The sequence below is a fragment of the Streptomyces sp. NBC_01092 genome (assembly GCF_045039535.1).
Lineage (GTDB): Bacteria > Actinomycetota > Actinomycetes > Streptomycetales > Streptomycetaceae > Streptomyces.
Window position 1 is genome coordinate 4,118,862 of record NZ_CP108659.1, and the last position, 22,911, is coordinate 4,141,772.

20 protein-coding genes and 1 tRNA gene are annotated in these 22,911 nt (G+C 72.5%); 11 read left to right on the plus strand and 10 right to left on the minus strand.

From position 1 onward, the window contains the following. The first annotated feature begins 51 nt into the window (after nt 1-51). On the plus strand, nt 52-1,470 hold the full coding sequence (locus OG254_RS18490; protein ID WP_405595063.1) for a GH1 family beta-glucosidase: 1,419 nt from the start codon (nt 52-54) through the stop codon (nt 1,468-1,470). 128 nt (nt 1,471-1,598) lie between these two features. Here OG254_RS18490 and OG254_RS18495 read toward each other — a convergent pair whose 3' ends face one another. From OG254_RS18495 to OG254_RS18505, 3 genes are all read right to left on the minus strand, one after another. After that, the gene (locus tag OG254_RS18495; RefSeq protein WP_405583120.1) at nt 1,599-3,059 is read right to left on the minus strand and encodes a cellulose binding domain-containing protein; all 1,461 of its coding nucleotides are present in this window, start codon (nt 3,057-3,059) and stop codon (nt 1,599-1,601) included. Nucleotides 3,060-3,166: 107 nt separating this feature from the next. Next, nucleotides 3,167-4,585, minus strand: coding sequence for a sensor histidine kinase (locus OG254_RS18500; RefSeq protein ID WP_405583122.1), 1,419 nt, complete (start codon nt 4,583-4,585; stop codon nt 3,167-3,169). Further along, entirely contained in the window at nt 4,582-5,286 is a 705-nt protein-coding gene (locus OG254_RS18505) for a response regulator transcription factor (RefSeq protein WP_405583124.1), read from the minus strand. Before OG254_RS18505 ends, OG254_RS18500 begins: the two co-directional genes overlap by 4 nt. 110 nt (nt 5,287-5,396) lie before the next feature. On the opposite strand from OG254_RS18505, the gene OG254_RS18510 reads away from it, so the two are divergent. Next, the gene (locus OG254_RS18510; protein WP_405583126.1) at nt 5,397-5,918 is read left to right on the plus strand and encodes a hypothetical protein; all 522 of its coding nucleotides are present in this window, start codon (nt 5,397-5,399) and stop codon (nt 5,916-5,918) included. Nucleotides 5,919-5,936: 18 nt separating this feature from the next. Here OG254_RS18510 and OG254_RS18515 read toward each other — a convergent pair whose 3' ends face one another. Beyond that, entirely contained in the window at nt 5,937-6,806 is an 870-nt protein-coding gene (locus OG254_RS18515) for a fused MFS/spermidine synthase (RefSeq protein WP_351189782.1), read from the minus strand. 114 nt (nt 6,807-6,920) lie between these two features. Then, nucleotides 6,921-7,376, minus strand: coding sequence for a hypothetical protein (locus OG254_RS18520; RefSeq protein ID WP_405583128.1), 456 nt, complete (start codon nt 7,374-7,376; stop codon nt 6,921-6,923). Between the two features lie 266 nt (nt 7,377-7,642). On the opposite strand from OG254_RS18520, the gene OG254_RS18525 reads away from it, so the two are divergent. Beyond that, a complete protein-coding gene (locus OG254_RS18525; RefSeq protein ID WP_405583130.1) occupies nt 7,643-9,121 on the plus strand; it encodes a hypothetical protein in 1,479 nt (492 codons plus the stop codon). A gap of 25 nt (nt 9,122-9,146) precedes the next feature. On the opposite strand, the gene OG254_RS18530 is transcribed toward OG254_RS18525, so the two are convergent. After that, a complete protein-coding gene (locus tag OG254_RS18530; protein WP_405583132.1) occupies nt 9,147-9,743 on the minus strand; it encodes a histidine phosphatase family protein in 597 nt (198 codons plus the stop codon). A 185-nt stretch (nt 9,744-9,928) separates the two neighbouring features. Here OG254_RS18530 and OG254_RS18535 point away from each other — a divergent pair, with 185 nt between their 5' ends. The 7 genes from OG254_RS18535 (at nt 9,929) to OG254_RS18565 (ending at nt 16,293) form a co-directional block, all read left to right on the plus strand. Next, a complete protein-coding gene (locus tag OG254_RS18535; protein WP_405583134.1) occupies nt 9,929-10,972 on the plus strand; it encodes a phosphatase PAP2 family protein in 1,044 nt (347 codons plus the stop codon). After that, nucleotides 10,923-12,056 (plus strand): hypothetical protein, encoded by a 1,134-nt coding sequence (locus OG254_RS18540; RefSeq protein ID WP_405583136.1) that lies wholly within the window; start codon nt 10,923-10,925, stop codon nt 12,054-12,056. The genes OG254_RS18535 and OG254_RS18540 overlap by 50 nt, the downstream gene beginning before the upstream one ends. Then, nucleotides 12,047-13,654 (plus strand): hypothetical protein, encoded by a 1,608-nt coding sequence (locus tag OG254_RS18545; RefSeq protein WP_405583138.1) that lies wholly within the window; start codon nt 12,047-12,049, stop codon nt 13,652-13,654. The genes OG254_RS18540 and OG254_RS18545 overlap by 10 nt, the downstream gene beginning before the upstream one ends. Continuing rightward, nucleotides 13,651-14,991: an AAA family ATPase gene (locus tag OG254_RS18550; protein ID WP_405583140.1), complete on the plus strand. Its 1,341-nt coding sequence runs from the start codon at nt 13,651-13,653 to the stop codon at nt 14,989-14,991. Before OG254_RS18545 ends, OG254_RS18550 begins: the two co-directional genes overlap by 4 nt. 127 nt (nt 14,992-15,118) lie before the next feature. Further along, nucleotides 15,119-15,484 (plus strand): hypothetical protein, encoded by a 366-nt coding sequence (locus OG254_RS18555; RefSeq protein WP_351189803.1) that lies wholly within the window; start codon nt 15,119-15,121, stop codon nt 15,482-15,484. Nucleotides 15,485-15,623: 139 nt separating this feature from the next. Beyond that, nucleotides 15,624-16,229, plus strand: coding sequence for a bifunctional DNA primase/polymerase (locus OG254_RS18560; protein WP_405583142.1), 606 nt, complete (start codon nt 15,624-15,626; stop codon nt 16,227-16,229). After that, nucleotides 16,220-16,293, plus strand: a tRNA-Lys gene (locus OG254_RS18565). The genes OG254_RS18560 and OG254_RS18565 overlap by 10 nt, the downstream gene beginning before the upstream one ends. 163 nt (nt 16,294-16,456) lie before the next feature. Here OG254_RS18565 and OG254_RS18570 read toward each other — a convergent pair. After that, on the minus strand, nt 16,457-17,878 hold the full coding sequence (locus OG254_RS18570; protein WP_405583144.1) for a M6 family metalloprotease domain-containing protein: 1,422 nt from the start codon (nt 17,876-17,878) through the stop codon (nt 16,457-16,459). A 309-nt stretch (nt 17,879-18,187) separates the two neighbouring features. Between OG254_RS18570 and OG254_RS18575 the strand changes: the two genes are divergently transcribed. Continuing rightward, entirely contained in the window at nt 18,188-20,050 is a 1,863-nt protein-coding gene (locus OG254_RS18575) for a putative bifunctional diguanylate cyclase/phosphodiesterase (RefSeq protein WP_405583146.1), read from the plus strand. 30 nt (nt 20,051-20,080) lie between these two features. Here OG254_RS18575 and OG254_RS18580 read toward each other — a convergent pair whose 3' ends face one another. The 3 genes from OG254_RS18580 to OG254_RS18590 all read right to left on the minus strand — a co-directional run bounded on the left by OG254_RS18580 (nt 20,081) and on the right by OG254_RS18590 (nt 22,816). After that, nucleotides 20,081-21,169, minus strand: a complete 1,089-nt coding sequence (locus OG254_RS18580; protein WP_405583148.1) for an LLM class flavin-dependent oxidoreductase — start codon at nt 21,167-21,169, stop codon at nt 20,081-20,083. A 92-nt stretch (nt 21,170-21,261) separates the two neighbouring features. Continuing rightward, nucleotides 21,262-21,993 carry a decarboxylase gene (locus OG254_RS18585; protein WP_405583150.1) on the minus strand — a complete coding sequence of 244 codons (732 nt, stop codon included), beginning with the start codon at nt 21,991-21,993 and terminating at the stop codon, nt 21,262-21,264. A gap of 10 nt (nt 21,994-22,003) precedes the next feature. Then, on the minus strand, nt 22,004-22,816 hold the full coding sequence (locus OG254_RS18590) for an aspartate/glutamate racemase family protein (RefSeq protein WP_351190328.1): 813 nt from the start codon (nt 22,814-22,816) through the stop codon (nt 22,004-22,006). Nucleotides 22,817-22,911 lie beyond the last annotated feature (95 nt).

Sequence of the window (22,911 nt, forward strand, 5' to 3'; positions counted from 1 at the left end):
TACCCGTCGGTCTCCACGACCTCCAATGGGAGCGCTTCCATGCCAGAGCCCATGTCCTCCGCGTCCTTTCCCCCCTCGTTCCTCTGGGGCGCCGCGACCTCCGCGTACCAGATCGAGGGGGCGGTGCGGGAGGGTGGCCGCACCCCCTCCATCTGGGACACCTTCAGCCATACGCCGGGCCGGACCGCCGGCGGCGAGCACGGTGACATCGCTGTCGACCACTACCACCGGTACCGCGACGACGTGGCGTTGATGGCCGACCTCGGCCTGAACGCGTACCGCTTCTCGATCTCCTGGTCGCGGGTGCAGCCGACGGGCCGGGGCCCTGAGGTGCAGGTGGGCCTGGACTTCTACCGCCGCCTGGTGGACGAGCTGCTCGCGCACGGCATCAAGCCCGCCGTCACCCTCTACCACTGGGACCTGCCCCAGGAGCTGGAGGACGCGGGCGGCTGGCCGGAGCGGGACACGGCGTACCGGTTCGCCGAGTACGCGCAGATCGTCGGCGAGGCGCTCGGCGACCGGGTGGAGCAGTGGATCACGCTGAACGAGCCGTGGTGCAGCGCGTTCCTGGGCTACGGCTCGGGTGTGCACGCGCCGGGCCGCACGGAACCGGCGGGCACGCTGCGGGCGGCCCACCATCTGAACCTGGCCCATGGCCTGGGCACACAGGCCCTGCGCTCGGTGATGCCGGCCCGCAACTCGGTGGCGCTCAGCCTCAACTCCTCGGTGGTGCGGCCGGTTTCGCAGGACCCCGCGGACCTGGCGGCGGCCCGCAAGATCGACGACCTGGCCAACGGGATCTTCCACGGCCCGATCCTGCACGGCGTCTACCCCGAGACCCTGTACACGGCGACGGAGCTGCTGACGGACTGGTCGTACGTCCAGGACGGGGACCTCGCGGCGATGAACCAGCCGCTGGACGCCCTGGGCCTGAACTACTACACCCCCGCGCTGGTCTCCGCGGCCGACTCCGACGTGAACGGCCCGCGCGCCGACGGCCATGGGGCGAGCGCACACTCGCCGTGGCCCGGCGCGGACGACGTGATGTTCCACCAGACCCCGGGCGAGCGCACGGAGATGGGCTGGACCATCGACCCGACGGGCCTGCACGAGCTGATCATGCGCTACAGCCGGGAGGCCCCTGGCCTGCCGCTGTACGTCACCGAGAACGGCGCGGCCTACGACGACAAGCCCGACCCGGACGGCCGCGTCCACGACCCGGAGCGCATCGCCTACCTCCACGGCCACCTCGGCGCGGTCCGCCGCGCGATCTCCGACGGCGCGGACGTCCGGGGCTACTACCTGTGGTCCCTGATGGACAACTTCGAATGGGCGTACGGGTACGAGAAGCGGTTCGGGGCGGTGTACGTCGACTACTCGACCCTCGCCAGGACGCCGAAGTCGAGCGCGTACTGGTATGGGAAGGCTGCTCGGGCGGGGGCGTTGCCGGCGGTGGACGAGGTGTTCTAGGGGACGGGGTCCTCGACCGGGGAGGGGCGCGGCACGCCGAGGGGACGTGCCGCGCCCCGGCCGGATGGGGGGAAGGCCGGCCGGGGCGCGTGACCCCCGTGCTCTGGTTGGCTGTTGGTGGCCCGGCGCTACTTGCCGAAGGCCGCGAACGCCTTCGAGAAGGCGAACTTGTCCTGGAGGATCGAGCTGCATGTCGCGTCGGCCGCCGGCTTCTCGCCGCCCGCGCAACTCTTGTCGCGGGTGGCGGACCACATCGACAGCCAGCCGAGGCCCTTGGACTTGGCGAAGTTCACCAGCTGGGTGGCGTCGTCGACCTTGAAGATCTCGGTCGTGACGTCGTTGACACCGATCATCGGGGTGACCGCGACCGTCTTCCAGGCGGCGCTGTCGGAGAGGCCGAGGACGCTCTTGACCTGGGCCTGGGTGGCGGTGGCGGCCTGTTCGGCGTAGGTGCCCATGTCGCCGCTGTAGGCGGGGCCGTAGTCCATCGCCATGATGTTGACGGTGTCGATCCGCACGCCGTTCTTCTTGGCGTCGGAGAGAAGGTCGACGCCGGGCTGGGTCAGGCCCTCCGGCATGACGGGGAGGGTGAAGGAGACGTCCAGGTCCGGGTGCTGCTGCTGGAGCTTGGCTATCGCCTGGGCGCGGCGGGTGTTGGCCGCGCCGTCCGGCAGCGCGCCGCCCTCGACGTCGAAGTCGACCTTGGTCAGCTTGTAGGCGTCCACAACCTTGCCGTACGCCGCCGCCAGCGCGTCCGCCGAGGAGCAGGTCGTGGCCAGCTCGCTGCCGGCCGCGCCGCCGAAGGAGACGCGCACGTCGCCGCCCTTGGCGCGCAGGTCACCGATCTGCGCGGCCACCGCGTCGCCGCCGAGGTCCGTGACGCCGCCCCACTTCGGGGTGCAGCCGCCGCCGTCGGTGACGAAGGCGAGGTTGTAGTTCTTCACGCCGGTCGCCTCGGCGCTCGCCGCCATGTCGAAGGCCGGGTAGAGGGAGGTGTCGATGTACGGGGCGAAGCCGGCGGCCGGCGTGCCGGTGCCGGGGGTCTGCGTGGGCTTGGCGGTGGGGGTCGCGGACTGGGTGGGAGTGGGGGTGGGCTTGGCCGTCGTTGTCGGCGTCGGTGTCGGTGCCTCGGTCGGGCGGCCGGTCGGCTCCGGGGTCGCGGTGTCGTCCGTGGAACACTTCGCGTCGTCGATCAGACAACCAGTCGGGGCGGCGGTGCCGTTGACCACGAAGCCGACCGTCACCGACTCGCCCGCGGCCAGGCCGTCCGTGTCCCACTTCGGCGGGGTCACGGTGACGTGCCGGCCGCTCACGCCCGACTCGGCGTTCCACAGGGAGCTCAGCTTCGAGCCCGCCGGCAGGTCGAACTCCAGCGTCCAGTCCTTCTTCGCCTGGCCGCTGTTGTTCGTGACGACGTACTGCGCGGTGTAACCCGTCGACCAGTCGCTGGTCTTCGTGTACGCCGCTCCGATGCCGGCCGCCTGCGCCGTGCCGGTGAACACGATCGCGCCCCCGCCGACCGCGGCCGCTGCGACGAGACCACCTATCGCCTTGCTCCTGCCGCTGAACCTGCGTCGGTGCGTGCTCATCGCGTGTCTGCCTTTGCTGTTCGGGGGTGGGGTGCGGCAGCACGCTAGCGGCCTCGAATCGGGCAAAGTGCCTGATCCGGACGGCGGTTGAGGAGCTTATGGCGCCCTTAAGGAAGGGATCGGGGACGGTTAAAGGTAGAGACCAATCTGCCGGGCCGGCGCCGGCGCATCGAGCTGCGATGCCCACGGCGCACCGGCTCCCTGCCATCCAGCTGGATCCAGATCCGCACCTCGGTTCCGCCGAGCACGGACGACCCGATCCGTACGTCCCCGCCCGTCGACTCCGCGAGCCGCCGCACGATGTCAAGGCCGAGCCCAGTCGACCCGGCGCTGCCCGAGCCCCGCCCGCGCGCCATCGCCGCCTCGGGGTCGGATATGCCGGGCCCCGCGTCCGAGACGAGCACGATCACCGCGTCCTCGCCGTTGTGCACGTCGACCGCGAACGCCGTGCCCTCGGCGGTGTGCCGGAAGACATTGCCGAGCAGGGCGTCCAGCGCGGCCGCCAGATCCGCCCGGGCCACCGGGATGCGCACCGGCCGGTCCACCCCGGCCACCCGCACCTTGCGGCCCTCGTCCTCCGCGAGCGCGGACCAGAACGTCATGCGCTCGCGCACGACCTCCGCCGCGTCGCACCCGGCGCCCGGACCGGCGGCCACCGTCTGCGGCTTGGCCTCCCGGGCGGTACGGATGATGGTGTCGACCTCGCGCTCCAGCTGGGCGACGGCGGCGCGGGTCTGGTCGGCGGCCGGACCGTCCCCGAGCGAGGCTGCGTTCAGCCGCAGCACGGTCAGCGGGGTGCGCAGGCGATGCGACAGGTCGGCGGCCAACTCCCGCTCGTTCGCGAGGAGTTGTACGACCTGGTCGGCCATCGAGTTGAACGCCACGGCCGCCAGCCGCAGTTCCTTCGGCCCCTCCTCGGGCACCCGGGCGCCCAGCTTGCCCTCCCCCAGTTCATGCGCGCCCTCGACCAGGCGCTGGGCCGGCCGCACCATCCGCACGCCCAGCCGGTCGGCCACGGCGACCGACCCGACGATCAGCGCGAGACCGACCCCGGCGAGCACCGTCCAGGCCGTGGTGAGCCCGTTGGTGACCTCCGCCTCGGGGACGTACACCTCCACGACGGCTATCTCGCCGGAGCTCAGCGCGACCGGCTGGAGCAGCGTGGACCCGCCGGGGACCTCGGAGGTCGAGGCGCGGCCCAGCCGCCGTACGGTCGCGATGTCGCCGTCGGCGGCGCGCTGCCGGCCGAGGTCGACGGCGGGCGTGTCACCGGACGCCTTGTCGGCGGACGCCGGGATGTGCACGGCCATTCCCGCGTCCGACCCGGCCGAGGCGACGACCCGCTCCAGCTGGTCCCGGTCGGTGGTGATGGACAGCGCCGGGGCGACGGCGGCGGCCTCCCGCTCGGCGTTGGAGAAGGCTCGGTCGCGGGCCATCTCCCGGATGACGAGTCCGAGCGGGACGGCGAAGGCGACCACGACCATGATGGTGACCGCCAGGCAGACCTTGACCAGGGCCCATCTCATCGCGAGCGCTCCCCACCGGGTGGTTCCAGCTTCACCCCGACGCCGCGCAGGGTGTGCAGATAGCGCGGTCGCGCCGCCGTCTCCCCGAGCTTGCGCCTGAGCCATGACAGATGGACGTCGATCGTCTGGTCGTCGCCGTACGCCTGCTGCCACACCTCGGCGAGCAGTTCCTTGCGGGGGACGACCACTCCGGGCCGGGTGGCCAGGAAGGTGAGCAGGTCGAACTCGCGTCGGGTGAGGTCGAGTCGGACGCCGTCCAGCTCGGCCTGGCGGCGCAGCGGATCGACGGTGAGGCCGCCGACGCGCAGCACCGCCTCCGGCGCCACGTCGCCGGCGGCGGCACGGGAACGCCGCAGGACGGCCGCCATGCGGGCCGAGAGGTGCTCGACCGAGAAGGGCTTGGTGAGGTAGTCGTCCGCCCCGGCGTTCAGCAGCCGGACGATCTCCGTCTCGTCGTCCCGTGCGGTGGCGATGATCACAGGGACGTCGGTGATTCCACGCAGCATCTTCAGGGCCTCGGAGCCGTCCAGATCGGGCAGACCAAGGTCCAGGATGACCACGTCGAAACGGAGATGGGCGACCTCCCGCAGCGCCTCCAGCGCCGTCCCGACACTGCGTACGGTGTGCGCCGCGTCGGTCAGGTGCCGGATGAGCGCCGAGCGGACGAACGGGTCGTCCTCGACCACGAGCACACTTGCCATGCGCCGCACCGTACGCCATGCCACCGAGCCGGGTCCGGGCCTGTGGACAACTCGCTCCCTGTGGACAACCGGGCGACACTGCTGGGACGCGTGAGGCAGTATGGCCCGCGATGCGCAGAGGACTCGTACACGTACTGGCTTGGTCGCTCGCCACGGGCGCGGCGGTCACGCTGTCGTGGTGGGGTGTCCACACGGTGATGGCGGGCACGGTGTACGACCGCCCGCGCGCCCTGCCCATCACCGCGGCCGACGCGACCACGCAGGAGTCGAAGCCGCTGGCGTCGTCGACGCGGTCCCCGAAGCGGCCGACCCCGTCGAAGAGCCCCTCGCCGAAGCCGACCGGGACGCCCCGCACGCCGACTCCCTCGAAGCCGCCGGCGAACACCCCGGACCCCTCCCCCACCACGTCCGGCCAGGTCAAGAGCTACGACACCGACGGCGGCCGGGTGGTCTTCGACATCGGTGACGCCTCCGCGACCCTCGTCTCCGCCACCCCGGGCTCGGGCTGGTCGATGCAGGTGTGGAAGACGGAGACGTGGATCCGGGTGGAGTTCGGCGCGGGCGCGGACCGGGTGTCGGTCTTCTGCACGTGGCACGACGGGCCGCCGCGGGTGGAGATCGGGAACTACTGACTCACCGCGGGGACGAGTTCACCTGAAGACGGACGCCGGCGGCGCCGGTGAGGCCACCGCCGCCGCGTCCGTGACCGGTACGGCGCCCCCGGTGAAGTCCGTGAGGGACCGGCCGTGTTCGACCCGGCCCGGGTGCGGGTCGGAGGCGGCGCGGCGGGTCAGCTCGGCGAGCGGCAGTGGCTGGTCGGCGGCGAGGAGGACCGCGTTGCCGAAGCGCTTGCCGCGCAGCACCGTCGGGTCGGCCACCAGCGCCGACTCGGCGAACCGGGCGGCGGCGGTGGCGATCTGGCCCCGCAGATGCGCGAGCGGCGGACCGTCGGCGAGGTTGGCGGCGTACCAGCCACCGGGCCGCAGCGCGCGGCGGACCTCGTCGAGGAACTCCGTCGAGGTGAGGTGGGCCGGGGTGCGGGCCCCGCTGAAGACGTCGGCGATGACGAGGTCGGCCCAGCCGTCGGGCACCTTGGCGAGCCCTTCGCGTGCGTCGGCCGAGCGCACCCGGACGCGGGCGGCACGGTCCAGGGGGAGTTCGCGGCGGACCAGTTGGACGAGGGCCGCGTCGCGCTCGACGACCTGCTGGGTGGAGCGGGGGCGGGTGGCGGCGACGTAGCGGGCGAGGGTGAGGGCACCGCCGCCGAGGTGCACGGCCTGTACCGGTTTGCCGGGCGGGGCGACGAGGTCGATGACGTGCCCGAGGCGGCGCTGGTACTCGAAGGAGAGATAGGCGGGGTCGTCCAGGTCGACGTGCGACTGCGGCGCCCCGTCGATCAGCAGGGTCCAGGCCCGCGCGCGGTCCCGGTCGGGTATGAGCTCGGCGAGCCCGCCGTCGACGCTCTCGACGACGGAGGCGAGCTCGACGGCTGAGCGCCGGGGCTTCTTGAACTTTCCCACTCGGCCATTATCAGGGGGTCCGGGCGGTCCCACCTGCCGCCGGGACATGCCTGGTCACCGGCCTGCCGCGGGGGCGGGCGGACGGCGGCGACGCGGCATCGCGCCGGTCACCGGTCACCGACAGTTGTCGGCCGCCTCGATCAGCCGGGCCGCCTCGCCCAGCGCCGCCCGCAGCACCGCGGGATCGGTCGCCAGGTCCGCCTCCCCGGGCGGCAGGAGCCAGTCCGAGCCCTCGACCGGCGGCTCGACGCTCAGGTCGAGGCTCAGCCCGCGCCCGTCGGTCTCCGTGCAGGTGCTGCCCGGCACGTCCCAGGCGGCGGCCGTGCCCGACGGGACCACGAAGCCGAGGGTATCGCCACCGTCGTCGTGCAGCACGGGTCCCACCGCCTCGCAGGCGCCCCGCCGCAGGATGTCGACCGCCTCCAGGCCCTGCCGCGTCGGGACGGTGACCACGTCGCAGCCCGCCTCCGGGTCGCAGCCCGCGCCCGGCGGCTCGCTGCACTCTGCGGTCGGCGCGTGCCCCGCCGTTGTCGACGGTGTACGAGGAACGACTCTCTGGCTGGTCTCCATCCCGACCTCCACCACGGAACCCCTTTTGCAGTCCGAAGAGTTCAACGCGGCGCGACGTCAACGGCTACGGCGGAAGTCAGCCGCAAAGGATGGCAGTTCATGGCAGATCACGTATGAGATATCCGGTTTGTAGCCAAACCCTGCGTGGTGGCTCCACTACAGCAGGTACGTTCTTGCCCGCCGGACGCAAGGGCATCACACGGATTTTCGGTTCAACTCGTCCTCGTCCCGGCATGGTTCGACGGTTCGCACGAGAGGACCCGGCCATGGCGTCGTCAGAGCTGACCTCGTCCCAGCCCACCAGGCCACCGAGGCCGAACCTCGCGTTCCGGCAGTTGCGCGGACAGCGCTCGCCGGCCGAGTTCGCCGCGGCGGTGCGACGGGCCGCGCGCGAGATCGGGGAGCGGGTCAGCTGTGACGCGCGTTACGTCGGCAGGGTCGAGGCCGGCGAGATCCGCTGCCCCAACTATGCGTACGAACGGGTGTTCCTGCACATGTTCCCCGGCCGCACACTCACCGACCTGGGCTTTGCGCCCCGCTCGTCCGTACGCGGACGCCGGGCGCACGCCGACGAGGACGCGCCCCTGGCACGCACCACGAGCCCGGCGTGCACCACGAGTGAGACGCAGGGGGCCCACGAGCCGTATGACCCACTGAACCCGCAGGACCCGTACGACCCGTGTGACGCGTACGGCACAGCGCAGAACCACGAGAACCACGAGGAGAGCGACGTGCTACGTCGCGCATTCATGACCGGCGGGGGCGCCACGGTGGCCGCCGCCTCGCTGAGCCCCCTGGGGCTCGCCTACGAAGCCGCGGCCACGGAGCGTCCCGTCCGACGTGTCGGGGGGCGTGAGGCAGACGCGCTCGAAGAGGCCGTACGCCGCATCCGGCTGCTCGACGACCGGCACGGCGCCGACGGCCTCTACCGGCGCGCCGCCGCTCCGCTGCGGGCGGCCTACGCACTGCTCGACGCCGGTACGACCCGGCAGGCGACCGGCGACCGGCTGCACTCGGGCGCGGGTGAACTGGCCATCTCGGTGGGATGGCTGGCCCACGACTCGGGCCGCTTCGACGACGCGCGCTCGCACTACGCGGAGGCGCTCGCGACGGCCCGGATGGCGGGCGACGCGGCTCTTGAGGCACACGCCTTCTGCAATACGTCCTTCCTCGCGCGGGACGCGGGCAGACCCCGTGAGGCGGTGCGGGCGGCCCAGGCCGCGCAACGCGTCGGGCGCTCCCTGGGCTCCTCCCGGCTGATGTCGCTGCTCGCACTGCGCGAGGCCGGCGGCTGGGCGGGGCTCGCCGACCGCACCGGCTGCGAGCAGTCCCTCGCCCGTGCGCACGCCCTCTTCGAGCGGGGCCGCTCGGAGTCCGACCCCGAGTGGATGAGCTTCTACGGCGAGGCCGAGCTGGAGGTCCTGGAGGCGCAGTGCTGGTCGACGCTGGGCAACTGGCAGCGGGCGGCGCGGCACGCGGGGCGCGCGGCCCAGCTGCAGGATCCCCACTTCACGCGCAACATCGCCCTGTACACCGCGCAGCTGGCGGACGACCTGGCGCGGGGCGGACGCCCCGACGAGGCGGCGGCGGCCGGGATGCGGGTGCTGGACCTCCTGGACCTGGTGCAGTCGTCGCGGGTCCAGACGATGCTCGCGGGCACGGCCCGGGTGCTGCTGCCCCACCGGCGGGCGAGCGGGGTGTCGGCGTTCCTGGAGCGGCACGCGTCGGCGCCCCGTATGGCGTGAGCGGCGGGGCGGGCTTGCGGGTGGGCTAGCCGGCCAGGTGACCGGAGTCGTTCCAGCTCTCGATCGCCGGCTCGCCGTAGGCCCACCCCAGCACCGACAGTGAGGTCGGGTTCAGCCTGATGCGGGCCGCGAAGTCGAGCGGCAGCCCCAGCCAGCGCGCGCCTATGGACCGCAGGATGTGCCCGTGCGCGAACACCAGCACATCCCGGTCCGCCTCGCGGGCCCAGGCCACCACCTCGTCGGCGCGGGCCGTCATCTCGGACAGGGTCTCCCCCTCGGGCACACCGTCGCGCCAGATGAGCCAGCCGGGGCGTATCGCCTGGATGTCCGCCGGAGTCATGCCCTCGTAGGCGCCGTAGTCCCACTCCATGAGCGTGTCCCAGGTACGCGCGCGGTCGCCGAAGCCGGCGAGTTCGCACGTCTCACGCGCGCGTGACAGCGGGCTGGTGCGGACCTCGACGCCGTCCAGCCCGTCGTACGGCTGCCGGTGCAGGCGCTCGCCGAGCAGTTTCGCGCCCCGGCGGCCCTCCTCCAGGAGGGGCACGTCGGTCCTGCCGGTGTGCTTCCCGGACAGCGACCACGCCGTCTGTCCGTGCCGGGCCAGCAGGATGCGCGGTGCCATTGCGGGGGCCTTCCGGGAGAAATGAGAGGCGGAACCCGTCCATCATCGCGCACGCTGTGCCGGGGCAACCCGGTGGGCGATCTCTGCGTCTAGTGGTCCAGGGCGCCCGAAGGGGGCGCCCGCATACACCGTAAAGTGGTACGACCGTCCACCGGACGCGGTGAGATGAAGGGGGAGGCGATCGGATGCCGCACGCCGATATAGCTGGCGTGGAGGCGACGCCGCGGACCCGCCTGCGCTGGTGGACCGAGCTGCCGCTGATACTGCTGGTCTACGCCTGCTACTCGGCGGGCCGACTGCTCGCCCGGGGTGATGTCAGCTCCGCCGTCGACCACGGCCTGGCGATACTGGACCTCGAGAAGGCCCTGTACCTCAACGCGGAGCACCCTCTCAACCGCCTCTTCACCAGTGAGCCCTGGCTCGGCGTCCCGGCCGACTTCTGGTACGCGTCACTGCACTACCTGGTCACGCCCGTGCTCCTGGTGTGGCTCTTCAGGTCCCGCACCGTGCACTACCGCGCGGCCCGCACCTGGCTGATGACGTCGACCTTCATAGGCCTGATCGGCTTCACCCTGCTGCCGACCTGCCCGCCCCGGCTGCTCGCCGACGGCCACGGCTTCGTCGACACGATGGCCCAGTACAGCTCCTACGGCTGGTGGGCCGGTGAGGCCAGTGCGCCGAAGGGCCTCGGCGGCATGACGAACCAGTACGCGGCCATGCCGAGCCTGCACGTCGGCTGGGCGCTGTGGTGCGGGGTCATCCTGTGGCGGTTCGGCGGGACGCGCCTGACGAAGGTCGCCGCGGTCGCCTACCCGCTGATCACCACGATCGTGGTGATGGGCACCGCCAACCACTACTTCCTCGACGCGGTCGCGGGCGCTGCCGTGATGGGCGTCGGGCTGCTGCTGGCGCCGTATGTGATGCGGATCATGGACCGGGCGAGGGAGCGGTTCGGGATGGGGGCCACGCCGGTCGGGGCCGCCGTCGGTACGGTCGCCGCCGGCAAGGTCGCCGCCGGCGCGGTCGCGAGGAACGCGGTCGCAAGGGACGCGGTCGCCCCCGTCACGGTGGGTTCCGGCGCCACTTCTTCCTCAATTGTCAGTGGCGGATGCCAGACTTCCGCGGGTGAGCGAATTCCACGGCAGCGCGAGTCCCGGTTCGGATCCGGAGCCGAGCCGAGTGCCTCTTCCCAGGACGCGGGGGACGGCGCTGCGGCACCGGCTCGCTGAGCTGCGCGGTCCCGACGTACCGGCCAAGGCGCTGGACGCGCGCGCCCTGGCCGCCCTCGCCGCCAACCCCGGCTGCAAGCGGCGCGCGATCCTGGACGGCGCCGGGGTGAACAAGGCGGCGCTGGCGGGCGCGCTGGGCTCGCCGTCGGCCTTCGGACAGTCACAGTTCGCCCTCACCCGTGGCAATGCCTTCGAGGCCAAGGTCAAGGCGGACGGCGGCGCGGAGCTGCTGCGCCTGGTGCGCGAGAAGCTGGACCGCAGCGCCGAACCGCCCGCCCCCGCGCGCGTGCCCGCGCTCACCGCGACCGGCCCCGAGGGCCGCACGGCCCGTACGGCACTGGCGCTGCGCGAGGCCACCGAGGCGCTCGGCGAGTGGACCCTGCTGGACCACCCCATGCTCGCGCTGGACGTCGCCGGCTCGCCCGCCTTCCTTGAGCCGGACGCGGTCGTCGTGCACCCGGACGGCAGCTGGACGGTCGTGGAGATCAAGTCCTTCCCGATGCTGGACGGTTCGGCGGACCCGGCGAAGGTGGGCGCGGCCGCACGGCAGGCGGCGGTGTACGTGCTGGCGCTGGAGGAGCTCGCCGCCAGGCTGGAGCCCGCCCCGCGCGTGCGGCACCGCATCCTGCTGGTCTGCCCCAAGGACTTCTCCAACCTGCCCACCGCCTCGGCCGTCGACGTGCGCAAGCAGCGCGCGGTGACCGCCCGCCAGCTGGAGCGTCTGACCCGCATCGAGGACATCGCCGACGCGCTCCCCGCCGGCACCTGCTTCTCCCCCGAGCTGCCCGCGGCCGACCTGACGGCGGCCGTCGAGTCGGTCCCGGCGACGTACGCGCCCGAGTGCCTGTCCGCCTGCGAGCTGGCCTTCCACTGCCGTGGCCGCTCCCTGGCGTCCGGCGCCGTGACCTCGCTGGGCCGCTCGGTGCGGGCCGAGCTGGGCGGCCTGACCACCGTCGAGGACGTCCTGTCGGCGTCCCGCGGCGAGTCCGGTGACCCGGACGACCCGGCGGTGGCGGCACTGCGCAGGGCGGCCCGGTTGCGTGCGGAGGCCCTCGGCGACCAGGTGGTGGCCGCGTGTCGCTGATCTCCACCCTCGCCCGTCTGGAAGCCGTCAGCACGGGTCGCGCTCAGCCCGCCGCGACCGTCCGCCACCGGTACCTGTCGCAGCGCCCGCTCGTCTTCGTGCCCCTCACCACCGCCGGTGAGGCCGGCGCCCCGCTCGGCGCGCTGGTCGGCACGGACCGGGACGCCCCGCACCTGCTGGTCGTACCGCAGCCGCGCGACCGGGACCTCAGGTTCGCGTTCCTGTCCGAGCTGGCGGACGTCGTCCTGCCGTACATCGACGCCTTCGCCGAGGACGTGGAGGCAGCCGAGCGCAGCGAGACCGATCCGGAGACGGGCAAGCGGGTCAAGGTCGAGGTCGAACTGTGCGCGGACGCCCCGCAGTTGATCATGCCGAGCCGCGCGGGCATCGAATTCGTACGGCTCCTCGGCCGCTCCATGCGCTTCAGGCGTACGGCGGAGCAGGACCCGGAGACCCCCTATCCCGCGCCCCCGCGCGTGCCGTTGCTCGGTCGCTGGCTGACCCACTTCGGCGAGCGGGCCCGCGTGCCCAGCTCCTCGCTGCTGCCGGCCATGACGGACCTGCTGTCCCGGCACTGGGCGACCGGGCAGTCCACCCTGGAGGACCAGCACCTGGGCGCGCTGCTCGCCTGGATCGCCCCGCCCGAGGGCGAGACGGGCGCCGAGGCGGCCCTGCGGGCGGAGCTGGCGCGCGACCGGGACGGCCAGCTGCTGTGCCCGCCCGCCGGTCCCGCCACCGACCCGGCGTTCGACAACAAGCTGCTCGCCCCCGCGATCGAGCGCTACGACCGCGCCCGCACCGCCCTCGCCGCGTCCGAGGACGGGCTGGAGGCCGACGACCGGCTGGGGGGCCTCACCGCCGCCGAGCGGGAGATTCGCGCCCTCGTGGCGAGCCGGACCCGGCCCACCTGGGACGCGGTCTGGCGGGGCCTCGACCTGCTGCGGGAGCTGCCGCAGGCCGCGCGGGTGGAGGAGCGGTGGACCCGCGACCGCTGGTCGTTCACCGCCCACCGCGACCGTGTCCTCGCCGGTGAGCCCCCGCAGCCGCGCCGCGACGACGCGGTCACCGCCGCGAACAAGCTCGCCGCGCGCGAGCGGGAACAGGCCCGCCTGGAGGCCCAGGAGGCGCTCGACGATCCGCTGGTGATGGCGGGGCGGCGGCTGACCGGGGAGGCGTTCGCGGGCGAGGTCACCGATGTGGTGATGGCGTACAGCGAGGGCAAGCGGCCGAGCCCGCGGCCCCTGGTCACCGTCCGCACGGACGACCGGCCTCATCTGGGCGAGCGCGCCAAGGTGTTCCGGTCGCTGGGCGGGAAGCCGCAGTCGGCGGAGTTCGTCGGCCACGAGGGCGACCTCGACGAGGACGGCGGCGCGCTGTTCGTCCTGCGCGTGCTGGACAAGATGGGCCGCGGCAAGGAGCCGGAGGAGGGGGCGGTGCCGCAGAAGGGCGACCTGGTCTGCTTCACGCTGTTCGAGCACGAGCAGCGGGGCGGCGCGAAGCTGCCCGAACCCGAGCAGACGCCGTGGACGCACGGCGGGCCGCCCGGGGAACAGGTGCCCGAGGCCGCCGATGCGCCGACCCAGGAGGACGTGCTGTGACCGTCGTGTTCGACCCCGGTGCCGCGGCGGCCGAGGCCACCGACGCGATCCTGCACAACACCCTGCACAGCGAGGCGCGCGGGGTGGTGGTCGACTCCCCGCCCGGCGCCGGCAAGTCCACGCTCGTCGTCCGCGCGGCCCTGGAACTCGCGGACGCCGGGCGCCCGTTGATGATCGTCGCGCAGACCAATGCCCAGGTCGACGACCTGGTGCTCCGGCTCGCCGCGAAGGACCCGGAGCTGCCGGTGGGCCGGCTGCACAGCAGCGACTCCGACCCGTACGACAAGGCGTTGGACGGCCTGGCGAACGTACGCAAGTCGGCGAAGGCGGGCGATCTCGCGGGCCTGCCGGTCGTCGTGTCCACCGCGGCCAAGTGGGCGCATGTCAAGGTCGACGAGCCCTGGCGGCACGCGATCGTCGACGAGGCGTACCAGATGCGCTCGGACTCCCTGCTCGCGGTGGCCGGCCTCTTCGAACGGGCGCTGTTCGTCGGCGACCCGGGCCAGCTGGACCCCTTCGCCATCGTCGGCAGCGAGCAGTGGGCGGGCCTGTCGTACGACCCCTCGGGGTCCGCCGTGACGACCCTTCTCGCGCACAACCCCGAGCTGCCCCAGCACCGCCTGCCGGTGTCCTGGCGCCTCCCGGCCTCGGCGGCGCCCCTGGTCTCCGACGCCTTCTACCCCTTCACCCCCTTCCGCAGCGGCACCGACCACGGCGACCGTCATCTCTCCTTCGCGGTCCCGTCGGACGGCTCGGGCCCCGACCGGGTGATCGACGAGGCGGCGGAGTCGGGCTGGGGGCTGCTGGAACTGCCGGCCCGGCACACCCCGCGCACCGATCCCGAGGCGGTCCGGGCGCTGGCGACGGTCGTACGGCGCCTGCTGGACCGGGGCGGCGCGGCGACGTCGGAACTCCCCCAAGCTCTCGGCTCCGCGCCCCTGACCGCCGACCGGATCGCGGTCGGCACGGCCCACCGGGACCAGGCGGCGGCCGTCCGTTCGGCACTGGCCGAGCTGGGCGTGACGGACGTCATCGTCGACACCGCGAACCGGCTCCAGGGCCGCGAGTACGACGTGACCGTGGTCCTGCACCCGCTCTCCGGCCGCCCCGACGCCACCGCCTTCCACCTGGAGACGGGCCGCCTGTGCGTCCTGGCCTCCCGCCACCGGCACGCGTGCATCGTGGTGTGCCGTGCGGGGGTGAGCGAGCTCCTGGACGACTATCCGTCGACGGAGCCGGTCCAGCTGGGGACGGTGGTGAAGTTCCCTGACGGTTGGGAGGCGAATCACGCGGTGTTGGCCAGGCTCTCGGAACATCGGGTGCCGTGGCGGCCTTGAGGGAGACGGCGCTGTTCGACCTGTTCCTACGCCCACTTGCGCAGGCGCGGGACAATGGACGGTGGACCGGACCACAGCCGGGTCGCCGGTGACCGACGAGATCGGTGACGTACGAGGAGGACAAGACATGGCGGAGCCCACGCCGCGTCGCAACGAACCGCGGCTACGCCCCGCGCCCCTGCTTTTCGAGCCCGCGCAGGTGGCAGAGGACCCGGAGCACTTCTTCGACCTGGAGTCGATCGACGACCCGCGTGCGCTGCTGGCGCGGGCGACCGAGCTGACGCAGGCGTTCCGGGCGGCCGCGGACCGCGCGGTGGAGTTCCAGGCCGTCGCGGCGGCCCAGCTGGCGGATCCCCGCCGGTTCGACCGGCTGACGCCCGCGGACATCGCCGAGCAGGCCGAGTGGACCGAGGACTACGCCAAGAAGATGGTGGAGTTCGGCAGGGATCTGATGCGGGGTGTCGAGGGGCCGGGGCACGTCGACCCGGTGTGACCGGCAGCGCGACGGCGTTCACTCACCGCCATCCTTTGGCATATGCCAGGCGGGCAAGATACCCGCTCCCACCCTCTCCTGTCCGGCTTTTCGGCAACCCTCCGGGATCGGTCCATCACGCCAGGTAGATGTAGACGTCATGAGCAGCACACGGGACGACCTCTTCTCCGACGACCGCTTCGACGTCACCCCAGGGACCACCCCCGACGGCGCCGCCTGGCTCGCCTCGGCAGGAACGTATCCGCGCAGCACGCTCGCCCTCTGGGAGGAGCGCCCCGCGGCCCCGGTGGTCCTGCCCTGCGGCTCCGCCTTCGACGTCGTCAGCGCCCCCGCGCTCTTCGGGCGCCGGATGCTCGACCGGCTGTGGGACGAGGGCCCGGGCTCCGGACCGGTGGCCGTCCTGCGGGGGCGGATCCTGATGTTCGCCGCGCCGGGCACCGCCCAGCGGCTGCCCTCGCTGCTGCGCTGGGAGGAGTTCAGCCGCACGGACGGCATCCCGCCGCTGCTGTGCCACGGCACCGGGGACGCGGTGACGGTCCCGGCCCCGATGGATCGCGACGCCGCGCCCCCGGCGCCCTCCGGTTCCCGCTGGCTGGTTGCCCCGGACACCCGTAATCCCTGGCTGCCGGGCCCCGAGGTCATGCTCTGGGCGGCGGTGCGTGCGGCTCGCGCTGCCGTTCGGATATCGATTTTTCCCCACCCGGATCAGGATGCTAAGGTCTACGACGTCAGCAGGCGCCGCTAGCTCAGTTGGTTAGAGCAGCTGACTCTTAATCAGCGGGTCCGGGGTTCGAGTCCCTGGCGGCGCACAGACAGTGAAAGCCCCTCGCAACCGCGGGGGGCCTTTCGCATTCGGGGTCAGTCCCCGGCGGCCTCCCCCTCCCGAGTCCCGCCGGAACGGCTTCGACGCCGTCGAGAGGGGCGCCGCGAGAGCGAGGGGTATTTCGCATAGCGTCGCCCGCCGGGCGGGCACTACCCGGCCCCGCCGCCAGTCCTGCTAGCCGTCGCGATCTTTACCGTCCACGCTCCCGAGGCCGTCCGGCCCTCGACCTCCACCCGGACTCCCTCCCCCGGCACCGTGAAGCTCTCCCCGAGTCCGACCGGGGCGTCCGCGAGCGGTGGGTAGACGGACTCCTCCCAGCAGGCCTCGCTGTGGGGATGGGCGTCGATCACTTCGACCGGCCCGCCCCCGGACTCGGTCTGGCTGCGCACCCGGTACACCAGCAACCCCTGCTTGCAGGTCTGCACGTCGTTGCCCACCGGACCGCGCACCTCGAAGGCGAGGGCACTGTCCGCACCCGTACGGACGACGGCGAGCTTGATGCCGTTGCCCAGCCCGAACCCCGGCACGGCGCCGTGCGAGGCGTCGGAACCGTAGGAGCCGTAGTCGCCGTTCGCGCGTAATGCGTTGCCCGCCCCGGCCGCACCCGTGCGCACCGCGGGCCCCGGGCCCGCCGACAGCGGCTCCAGCGTCAGCCGGGCGGACCCGGCGCCGCTGGCCTGCACGCACACCACCTGCCGTGGCTCCAGCCACCCGAGCTTCCATTTGTGCCAGCCGAAGAGATCCGGCGCCATGCCGAACTGGCTGCCCATCAGGTCCCAGTCGCCGACGTAGGTGTCCCAGTCGCCCTTGCCGTCCACCGGACGGTGGTACAGGTCCGGCAGGTCGAAGACATGCCCGGTCTCGTGCGCGAGGACCAGCCGGTCCGGCGGATGGTTCTCGAACACGGTGACGACCCGCCGGATGTCCGTGCCGTCGGCCCGCAGCGGTGTCTCCAGGTTGACGACCTTCGTGGCGTCCGAGTCGACGCCGGGCGCGTCGGGGTCGGCGACGAAGTAGACGACGTCGTAGCGGGAGAAGTCCACCTGCCGGTCCGCCACCGCGAGCGCGTCCCGCAGATAGGCGGCCCGGTCGGAGACACGCCAGTCACGCTGTATGGCGTACGCCGTCGACGGTCGCGGCATGCGCAGCCAGTGCCGCAGCGGGTGCGGGCGCAGGGTGAACCTGCCGTAGGAGGCCCGTTCGAAGAAGTGGGTGGTGGCCGGGAAGTGGTCGGCCGTCAGTTCGGCGGGGGTCGTCAGGGGGGCCGAGTCCGGGAAGGACAGGAACACCATGACCGCGTCGAGCTTGCGGGCCGGACGCGGATAGGCGGCGTTCCAGGTGTCCAGGCCCTCGGAGTGATGGGCGTCGGTGCGCTGGAGGGCACAGGGTGCCGCGTCGAACGGTTCCGCGACCGACGGGCCGACGACCAGGGAGGTCGCGGCGAGCGCCGACATCGTGGTGAACACGGCGGCGGCACTGCGCAGTCGGGGCCGGTCCCGCAGCAGACCCATCCCACGGAGCAGGGGGTTCTGACGCGGCACGTGGACCTCCGGGAGCGGTTCGCGGGACACCACACCCAGCTTGTGTCGGATTGTCGTACTAAGTCCTGTTGTGCTGCACCGGACGGGTGAGCGAGCCGGGGGTTCGCATGAATCGACACCCCCGAATCGCTCACGGAACGTCACAAGCGGTCGGGGGCTCGAAGAAGCCGTCCAGGTGCGGGCAGAAACGATCTGTCGGATGCGCGCCTTGCGCGGGAACACTGGACAGTAGGTGGAAGGGCCCGGGACCAGCCTCTATGATCGGCACACTTTCCTGACACTTTTCCTGCATGGACACGGCCCCTCGGCCGTCCCCCATCCACCCGGCCGACCATTGCGATGAGACCCATCCGAAGATCGAGTGCACTGCGGGAGCGAGCGGTGAACGGAACGTCCGAAGGGCCGACACCCGCGGCAGACCTCATCGGGCCGGCCGTGACAGAAAGTAACGCACAGCCATCCCCCGGTACCGGTTCGCCGCCCTACTCCTCGGCCTTCTCCGCCGCGCCTCTGGCGATGGCCGTGGTCGACCGCGAGGGCCTGGTGGCCGACGCCAACTCCACCTTCGCCGGCCTGCTCGGCACGCCCGCGGAGGAGCTGACCGGGACCGCCGCCGCCGACCTGGTCGACCTCGCCTCCGACGCGCGCACCTGGCACACGTACCGCGAGGTGCTGCGCGGCCGTCAGGCCGAACTGCGGTGCACGCGCCGTATCAAGCACCCGGAGGGCCACTCCCTGTGGGTCCGGGTCACGGTCGCGCCGCTGCCCGGCGACGAGTCCGGCGGCGTCCTGCTCTCCGTCGCCGACATCAGCGCCCACCGCGAACTCCAGGCCCGGCTGCGGCACTTGCAGATGCACGACCCGGTGACCCGGCTGCCCAACCGCACGCTGTTCTTCGAGCGGCTGACGGCGGCGCTGGAGGTGGAGTCGTACGAGGAGAGCGGCACCACCGGCCGAATCGGCCTGTGCTACCTGGACCTTGACGGCTTCAAGGCGATCAACGACACCCTCGGCAACCGCGTCGGCGACAAGCTGCTGGCGGCCGTGGCCGAGCGGCTCACGCGCTGCGCGGAACAGGCCGGCTACGCCCGCTCCAGCCCGCCCCTGGTGGCCCGGCTCGGCGGTGACGAGTTCGCCCTGCTCGTCGAGGACTCGACGGGCACCGAGCAACTGGCCGACCTGGCCGAGTCGTTGCTGGAGGCATTGCGGGCCCCCTTCGACCTGTCCGGCCGGCGCCTGTCGGTGTCGGCCTCTATCGGCGTCGTGGAACGCCAGGCGGCCGGCACCACACCGACCGCCCTGATGCAGGCCGCGGACACGACGCTGTACTGGGCGAAAGCCGACGGCAAGGACCGCTGGACGCTCTTCGACCCCGAGCGCAACGCCCACCTCATCACCCGTCAGGCCCTCGCGGCGACCCTCCGTGCGGCCGTCGATCGCGGTGAGTTCGCCCTGGAGTACCAGCCGTTGGTGGGGATGGAGGACGGCCGGCTGCGTGGTGTCGAGGCGCTTGTCCGCTGGAATCATCCTCAGTTCGGCGTACTGGCGCCGAATCGGTTCATCGGACTGGCCGAGGAGGACGGTTCCATCGTGCCGCTGGGCCGCTGGGTCCTCGCGACCGCCTGCCGCCAGGCGCGCGCCTGGCAGGTGGCGTACCCCGACGAGCCGCCGATCTTCGTGAGCGTGAACGTCGCCGTGCGCCAGGTCTGGGACTCGGACCTGGTGGCGGACGTGGCCCGGATCCTCGACGAGACGGAACTCGCCCCGCATCTGCTCCAGTTGGAGCTGACCGAGTCGGCCGTGATGGGTTCGTCCGGCAGACCCCTGCAGGACCTCCAGGCGCTCAGCGACATGGGTGTGCGCATCGCCATCGACGACTTCGGCACCGGCTACTCGAATCTGGCGTATCTGAGCCGGCTGCCGGTCTCGGTGCTGAAGCTGGACGGCTCCTTCGTACGGGGCTTCCAGTACGAGAGCGAGAACAACGCCGCCGTTCCGCCGAACCCGGCCGACGAGGTCGTCGTCGAGGCGATGATCCAGTTGGCCCACCGGCTGGGTCTGACGGTCACCGCGGAGTGCGTGGAGACGCTGGCGCAGGCCTCGCGGCTGCGCCGGATCGGCTGCGACACCGGCCAGGGGTGGCTGTACTCGCGGCCGGTGCCGCCGGATCGTATCTCCGAGCTGATGGGCGCACGCGTCTGACGTGCGCCGGGTGTGGCGGGCGGGGTCCGGTCAGGCGGCCGGCAACCCGTAGGCGTCCGCGATGAGTTCGTAGGAGCGCAGGCGCACGTCCGTGCCGGGCGCGTTGCTCGTGATCATCAACTCGTCGGCGCCGGTGCGCTTTTGGAGGTCGTCGAGGCCGGCACGGACCTCGTCGACGGTGCCGTGGACGACGTTGGCGTTCCAGGAGTCGGCGAACTCGCGCTCCATCGGGCTGAATTCATGGGCCTCGGCCTCCTCGGGGGTGGGGATGAGGCCGGGGCGTCCGGTGCGCAGGCGGATCATGCTGAGGGCGGCGGCCTTCACCTGGCGGCGGGCCTCCTTCTCCTCGTCGGTGGCGAGGGCGGAGACGCCGATGAGGGCGTAGGGCCGGTCGAGGACGGCGGACGGCCGGAAGGACTCCCGGTACAGCTCCAGGGCCGGGACGGTGTTGCGCGCCGAGAAGTGGTGCGCGAAGGCGAAGGGCAGCCCGAGGACGGCGGCCAGACGGGCGCTGAAGCCGGAGGAGCCCAGCAGCCAGATCGGCGGGCGGTGCGGGGACTGGACGCCGCCGGGCGAGGTCGCCTGGACCGGGCCGGGCACGGCGTGGATACGGCGGTAGGGGTGGCCGTCGGGGAAGTCGTCGTCGAGGAAGCGGGTGAGCTCGGCGAGCTGCTCGGGGAAGTCGTCGGCGCCCTCGTTCAGGTGGTCCGTGCGGCGCAGGGCGGCCGCGGTGGCGCCGTCCGTGCCGGGGGCGCGGCCCAGGCCCAGGTCGATGCGGCCGGGGGCCATGGCCTCCAGGGTGCCGAACTGCTCCGCGATGACCAGCGGGGCGTGGTTCGGGAGCATCACGCCGCCGGAGCCGAGGCGGACGCGGTCCGTGTGGGCGGCCAGGTGGGCGAGGATCACCGCGGGCGACGAGGACGCCACGCCGGGCATCGAGTGGTGCTCGGCGACCCAGAAGCGATGGAAGCCCCGGGACTCCGCGAGCCGGGCCAGCTCCACGCTGGTGCGCAGGGCCTCGGTGGCGGTACGGCCTGCGCTGACCGTGACCAGGTCCAGCACGGAGAGGGGGACGGGCGCGTTGCCCTGTACCTCGCCTCGGATCTCGTCTGCCGTCACCGGTTCCTCCTGCCGTTCGCTGTGCGGTGTGCGTCAGCTGTTAACAGGAGGCAGTCTCCGGTTTATTCCCTCGCCCCTGAATGAGGCGTCCGCTACACCTGCACGATCGGCTCCCGCGTGAACAGCGCGCCCAGTGCCGCCGCGTTCACGCGGCGGCCCGTCAGGCGCAGGGCCTCCCACACGGTGACCTGGTTCGCGGTGAGGACCGGCTTGCCGAGTTCGCGTTCCAGGGCCGGGATGTGGGCGGCCGTGTGCAGGGCCGTGTCGGGCAGGAGCACCGCATCGGCGTCCGCCGTGTCCGCCTCCTTGGCCAGCGCGAACACCTCGGCCTCGCCCCAGGTCCCGACCTCCGCCGCCGTGATGATCCCGGATCCGCGGAGCGCCGTGACCTCCGCGCCCGCGTCCGTCAGGAACCGGGCGAAGAGCGCGGCCACGTCGTCCGGGTACGTCGCCCCGACCGCCAGCCGCCGCGCGCCGAGCTCCCGGACCGCGTGCACGAAGGCGAAGGACGTCGAGGACGCCGGCATGCCCGCCGTGACGGCGAGGCTGCGCACCTGGTCGTGGGCGCCCTCCCAGCCGTAGACGAAGCTGCCGGACGTGCAGGCCCACACGACCGCCTCGGCGCCGGTCAGCCGCAGCGCCTCCACGCCCGCCGCGAGGCGCTCCGCCGAGCCCATCCGGAGCAGGGCGTCCACCCGGTGCGCGTCCTCGCCGATGTCGGTGTGCACCAGGTCGATCCGGATGTCGCTGCCGATCAGCTGCTCGATGCGCGGATAGTCGTCCTCGGCGGAGTGGCCCGGGTAGAGAAATCCGAGTGCGGTCATGTCAGCCTTTCTACTGCTGTTCCTGCTCGGGAACATCCGGCACGTCCGGAAGCACGGGTCCGCTCGGCGCCGCCTCGTCGAGCCGCGCCGCCGGGTCGATCAGCGCCTGATAAGGCCCCACCGCGCGAGTACCCACCCTGCGCAGAGCGGCCCACATCGTCACCTGGTTGGCCGAGAGAACCGGCATGCGCAGCTCCGCCTCCAGTTGGGGGATCACGTCGTAGGTGGGCAGGTTGGTGCAGCTGATGAACAGCGCGTCGACCGGGCGGCGGCGCACCGCCCTGCGCGCCATTTCGGCCACGTCGCGATAGGGCACCTTCCAGATGTGCCGCGTCAGCCCCATGAACGCGCACCCCGTGACCACGACGCCCGCCTCGGCCACGTAGTCCTCCAGGGCCCGCGTCACCGACACCGTGTACGGCGTCACCAGCGCCACCCGGCGCACCCCCAGCTCGGTCAGCGCCTCCAGCAGCGCCCCGGACGTGGTGACCGACGGCACCGCGCCCGCCCGGGTCATCGCCGCGCACATCGCCCGCTCGCCCGCGATGCCGCCGACGAAACTGCCGGAGGTGCAGGCGTAGGCGACGACCTCGGGACTGATCGCGGTCAGGGTGCGCACGCCGTCGCTCAGCGTCTCGTGTTCGCTGACCAGGCGGGCCAGATCCAGGCTGACCTCGACCGGGACGAACGGCGTCCGGGTCAGATGCAGCGAGACCTCGTCGGGGACCCAGCGCCACAGCTCGCGGTCCAGCGCGAAGTCGAACGGGGCGACCACTCCGACACCGCGCTGGGGGTGGGGGCCACCGAGGAAGGAGATGTCCATGGCACTCATGGCAGGCACCGTCCTCACTACGAGAAACAGGTGAGCAACGGACCGTGTGTACGCCCGTGTTGACGAAGGTAGGTTCGGGTGCGAGC